This is a genomic window from Nigerium sp. (genome assembly GCF_039811905.1).
Lineage (GTDB): Bacteria > Actinomycetota > Actinomycetes > Propionibacteriales > Propionibacteriaceae > Propioniciclava.
In genome coordinates this window covers 1-5,181 of the sequence record NZ_JBDHZL010000149.1, presented here as the reverse complement: position 1 = coordinate 5,181, position 5,181 = coordinate 1, and the positions used below count along the sequence as shown (strand labels likewise).

Genomic DNA, 5,181 nt, shown 5'->3' with positions numbered 1-5,181 from the left:
TGGCGGCCGCCTCGGAGCCCAGCTCGACGAGGTCGTCGTAGCTCACGATCTGGGCCTTGATGAAGCCCTTCTGGAAGTCGGTGTGAATCGCACCGGCCGCCTCGGGCGCGGTGGCGCCCTTCTTGATCGTCCAGGCGCGGGACTCCTTGGGCCCCGCCGTCAGGAAGCTCTGCAGCCCCAGCGTGTCGTAGCCGACCCGCGCGAGCTTGTCGAGGCCCGGCTCGTCGACGCCGGCGTCCGCGAGAAACTCGCTTGCCTCGTCGGCGTCCATCTCGACGAGCTCCGCCTCGAACTTCGCATCCAGGAAGATCGCCTCGGCGGGCGAGACGAGCGCGCGCATCTGCGCGTGCAGGTCCTCATCGGCCAGTTCGTCCTGGTCGCAATTGAACACGTAGATGAACGGCTTCGCCGTCAGCAGGAACAGATCGCGCAGCGGCTCCAGGTCGAGCCCAGCCGCGTAGACACCCTTGCCGTCGCCCAGGACGCGGTACGCCTCCTGCCACGCCTCGAACTTCGGGCGCGACTCCTTCTTGATCTTCGCCTCCTTCTCCAGCCGCGGAAGCGCCTTCTCGAGCGTCTGGAGGTCGGCGAGCACCAGCTCCGTCGTGATGGTCTCGATGTCGGAGCTCGGGTTCACCCCGCCGTCGACGTGGGTGACGTCGGCGTCCTCAAAGACCCTGGTCACCTGGCAGATCGCGTCGGCCTCGCGGATGTTCGCGAGGAACGCGTTGCCCATGCCCTCCCCCTGGGAGGCGCCCTTCACGATGCCCGCGATGTCGACGAAGCTGACGGTCGCCGGGACGATCCGCTCCGAGTGGTACAGCTCGGCCAGCTTCTCCAGCCGCGGCTCGGGGACGCCGACCACGCCCACGTTCGGCTCGATCGTCGCGAACGGGTAGTTCGCGGCGAGCACGTCGTTGCGGGTCAGCGCGTTGAACAGGGTCGACTTGCCGGCGTTGGGGAGACCGACGATTCCGATGGTGAGTGCCACGGGGGGACATTCTAACGTCCGCGCCGGGCGCCAGCCCCGCGTGACAGAATGCACCGATGAGCACGGACCACAACAGCACGGGCACGAGCACGCAGCCGGCGGTGATCGCGGTGAACCTCGCAGGCGAGAAGGTCGGCGCCGGCTGGGGCCGGGCGCGAGCCGTCGCCGTCGCCACGGTCACCGACGGGCGCATCGACTCCTGGCAGGTCGAGGACGTCCGCTGGGACATCGCCCACGACCAGGCCGGCGAGGGCTCCCATCACGCGCGGGTGGTGCGGTTCCTGCGCGACCACGGCGTCCAGGCGGTCGTCACCGGGCACATGGGGCCGCCGATGGCGGCCATGCTCGGCAAGCTCGGCGTCCTCGCGATCGTGGACGCCTCCGGGGACGCCCGCGCGGCGGCCCTCGCGGGCGCCGCGATCCTCGCCGACAGGGCCTGACGACCCGGACGTTGGAGCAGCTCCGGGCGTCCGGGCGGCTGGGGCGTGAGCGCCGCGCGGGCGTCCGGGCGGCTCAGGCGCCCGAGAAGTACGCGGCCAGGGCGTCCGCCAGCCAACCCGGATCCCGGACGCCGCACATCTCCCGCGCCGAATGCATGCTCAGCAGCGGGACGCCCACGTCGACGGTCACGATGCCGAGCCGCGTCGCGGTGATCGGCCCGATCGTCGACCCGCACGGGACGGCGTTGTTCGACACGAAGTCCTGCGTCGGGACGCCCGCCGCCTCGCACACGCGCCGCCACAGCGCCCCCGACACCGCGTCGGAGGTGTAGCGCTGGTTCGCGTTGATCTTCAGCAGCGGCCCGTGGTTCGGCAGCGGCCAGTGGTCAGGGTCGTGCAGCCGGGCGTAATTGGGGTGCACGGCGTGGCCGGCGTCCGCGGAGACGCAGCTCGATCGCGCCAGCGCGCGGAAGTAGTCGTCGCCCTCCAGCCCGAGGGACAGCGCGATGCGCGTCAGGACGCCCTCCAGCAGCGGCCCCGCGGCCCCCGAGCGGGACGCCGACCCGACCTCCTCGTGGTCGAAGCAGGCGAGCACGGAGACGTCCTCGGACTCGTCTGCCGCCAGCAGCGCGGCCAGGCCGGCGTGCACGCTGGAGAGGTTGTCGAGGCGTCCGCAGGCGAGGAACTCCCCCGCGACCCCGAACACCGCGGGCTCCTCGGTGGCGTACGAGATCAGGTCGTGCCCGGCCACCTCCCCCGGGCCGAGGCCGGCCTCGGCGGCGATCAGGTCGAGGAGGTCGGCGTCCGGGTGGCCGACGCCGAGGACGGGCAGCAGATGCTCCTGCCGGTCGAGGTGCAGGCTCTCGTTCACCGACCGGTCAAGGTGCGGCGCCACCTGCGGAATGCGTAGCCAAGGGCCAGTTCGTACCAGCACCTCGTCGCCGTCTCGGGTCACCAGGCGTCCGGCGAGGCCGATCTCGCGGTCAAGCCACGAGTTCGGCAGCGGGCCGCCGTAGACCTCCCAGCCGGCCTGCTGCCAGCCGGCGCGTCCGGTCGTCGGGTCGGGCTTCAGCTTGAAGCCCGGGGAGTCGGTGTGGGCGCCGACGATGCGGAAGCCGGGGGCGTCCCCCAGCCGATGGGGCACCCACCACGCGACCAGCGCGCCGTCCCGGACGACGTAGTGGCCGCCCGGCGCATCGCTCCACGGGTCCTCTTCGCGCTGCTCGGCGAAGCCCGCGGCGTCGAGCCGCCGCGACGCCTCCGCCGCCGCGTGGTACGACGACGGCGAGGCGGAGACGAACGAGGCAAGGTCGGCGAGATGGGCGTTCACGTCGGGATTCATGACGGCCAGTCTGGCAGGGCGATTCCGTCGCGGCCTGGTGCGACGTAGGCTCGGCGCGATCGCGGCGTCCGAACGTGCGCACGAACTCAGGAGGCGGCCATGCCCCAGGACGAAAGCAGCAAGCCGAAGCCCCAGCGCGAGAACACGGCCCAGCCGTGGCGCACCGAAGGACTGCCGACCAAGCCGGACGCCCCCGGCGACAGCCGTCCGCCGCGGCCGCCGTGGTGGCGGCTGCTGGCGTGGGCCCTGGTCGTGTATTTGGCTTCGTTCCTGCTGTTCTCGATGCAGGACCTGACGAGCACGCCGACGACCGTCGCCTACACCGAGTTCCAGGCGCAGGTGCAGGCGCACAACGTCAAGGACATCTACGCCAAGGGCAACACCATCCAGGGCACGCTGAAGGACGCGCGGCAGGTTCCCGGCGAACCCGAGGGGCGCACCTATACCCAGTTCGCCACCGAGCGGCCCACCTTCGCGCAAGACGACCTGATGGCAGCCCTGTCGCAGGGGGACGCCGTCGTCCGGGCGACGCCGGTGATCGAGCAGCGCGGGCCGATTGCGAACTTCCTGCTGTCGTTCGGGCCGATGCTGCTGCTGATCGGCGTCTACGTCTGGTTCTACCGCCGGATGATGCGCAGCGGCGGCGGGGGCGGCCTCGGCGCGCTCGGCATGGGCAAGAAGAAGATCGAGGCCGTCGACCCGAGCCAGGTGCGCGTCACGTTCGACGACGTCGCCGGCATCGACGAGGTGGAGCGCGAGGTCGCCGAGGTCGTCGACTTCCTGAAGAACCCCGAGAAGTATCGGCGCCTCGGCGCGAAGCCGCCGCGAGGCGTCCTGCTGACCGGCGAGCCGGGCACGGGCAAGACGCTGCTGGCGCGGGCGACGGCCGGCGAGGCCGGCGTCCCGTTCTTCTCCGCGAGCGCGTCGGAGTTCATCGAGATGATCGTGGGCGTGGGCGCGCAGCGCGTCCGCGACCTGTTCGCCGAGGCCCGCAAGGCCGCCCCGGCGATCATCTTCATCGACGAGATCGACACCATCGGGCGGTCGCGCGGCGGCGCGCGCTCCATGGGCGGCAACGACGAGCGCGAGCAGACGCTCAACCAGGTGCTCACCGAGATGGACGGCTTCGACGGGTCGGAGGGCGTCGTCGTGATGGCGGCGACGAACCGGTCCGACGTGCTGGACGCCGCGCTCACCCGCCCGGGACGCTTCGACCGCATCATCACGGTGCACGCACCGGACGCCGGCGGCCGCGCGCAGATCCTGCGCGTCCACACGCGCGACGTACCGCTGGCGCCCGACGTCGACCTGACCGCCGTCGCCCACGCCACGCCGGGCATGACCGGCGCCTCGCTGGCGAACCTGGTGAACGAGGCGGCGATCCTCGCGGCCCAGCAGGGGGAGGCCCACGTGACGCAGGCCGACCTCATGCGTGCGCTGGAGAAGGTGCAGCTGGGCGTCGCCCGCGATGTCGTGATCGACCCGGCCGAGCTGCGGCGTACCGCCTACCACGAGGCCGGCCATGCGCTGCTCGGCATGCTGCAGCCGGGGGCCGACCCGGTGCGCAAGGTGTCGATCATCCCGCGCGGCCAGGCGCTGGGCGTCACGCTCTCCACCCCGGACGCCGACCGCTACGGCTACGACGAGCCCTACCTGCGGGGCCGCATCATCGGGGCGCTGGGCGGCTGGGCCGCCGAGCAGACCGAGTACGGCGTGACGACGACCGGCGTCGACAGCGACCTGCAGCAGGTGACGAACCTCGCGCGCAACATGGTGGGGCGCTGGGGGATGTCCGACAAGGTCGGGGCCATCACCGCGCTCAGCAACGACGGCGACCCGCGCATCCTGGGCATCTCCGAGGCGACCCTCGCCGCCGTCGACGACGAGGCCCGCCGGATCATCCGCGAATGCCAGGCCGACGCGCTGCGCATCCTCTCCGAGAACCGGCAGCGCCTCGACGGCATCGTGACGGCCCTCCTGGAGCACGAGACCCTCGACGAGCCCCAGGCCTACGCGGCCGCCGGGCTGCCGCGGCCGGCGTCCGAGGAGCGCACGCCTCTGGAGAAGTAGGGACGCCGCGGGCGTCCGTTCGCTCGGACGTGGGCGGCGCCGGCCCTGGCCGGGGGCGTCCGGGGGCCGGATCGGGCGCCGGGGAGGGTCGCTCACGAAAACTGTCAGTGGCGGCGGAAAGAATGGCGGACATGGATCAGGTGACCATGTCGTTGCTTCTCGCAGCCCTCGCCGGGGCGGCCGTCGGCGTCCTCGTGACGTGGCTGGTCGCGCGGGCGAACCAGCGCGCCGGGCAGGCGTCCGACGAGGCGACGCTCGCGCGGCTGCGGTCCGACGAGTCGCAGGCGCGCTCCGACGCGGCGGCGGCCCGGGCCGAGCTGGCCGACGCGCGGGCCGAC

Annotated in this window: 5 protein-coding genes; 3 read left to right on the top strand and 2 right to left on the bottom strand. The window is 72.3% G+C overall.

Annotation, left to right across the window (positions count from 1 at the left end):
- Positions 1-991 (bottom strand): redox-regulated ATPase YchF (gene ychF / locus WMJ97_RS14375; protein ID WP_347349694.1); only part of this gene is annotated, 991 nt, incomplete at its 3' end.
- A 56-nt stretch (positions 992-1,047) separates the two neighbouring features.
- Between ychF and WMJ97_RS14370 the strand changes: the two genes are divergently transcribed.
- Entirely contained in the window at positions 1,048-1,431 is a 384-nt protein-coding gene (locus WMJ97_RS14370; protein WP_347349693.1) for a NifB/NifX family molybdenum-iron cluster-binding protein, read from the top strand.
- Between the two features lie 73 nt (positions 1,432-1,504).
- On the opposite strand, the gene WMJ97_RS14365 is transcribed toward WMJ97_RS14370, so the two are convergent.
- Positions 1,505-2,773, bottom strand: coding sequence for a M18 family aminopeptidase (locus WMJ97_RS14365; protein WP_347349692.1), 1,269 nt, complete (start codon positions 2,771-2,773; stop codon positions 1,505-1,507).
- A gap of 99 nt (positions 2,774-2,872) precedes the next feature.
- Here WMJ97_RS14365 and ftsH point away from each other — a divergent pair, with 99 nt between their 5' ends.
- Positions 2,873-4,843: an ATP-dependent zinc metalloprotease FtsH gene (gene ftsH / locus WMJ97_RS14360; RefSeq protein WP_347349691.1), complete on the top strand. Its 1,971-nt coding sequence runs from the start codon at positions 2,873-2,875 to the stop codon at positions 4,841-4,843.
- A 131-nt stretch (positions 4,844-4,974) separates the two neighbouring features.
- The coding region (locus WMJ97_RS14355) for a hypothetical protein (RefSeq protein ID WP_347349690.1) at positions 4,975-5,181 on the top strand (207 nt) is incomplete at its 3' end.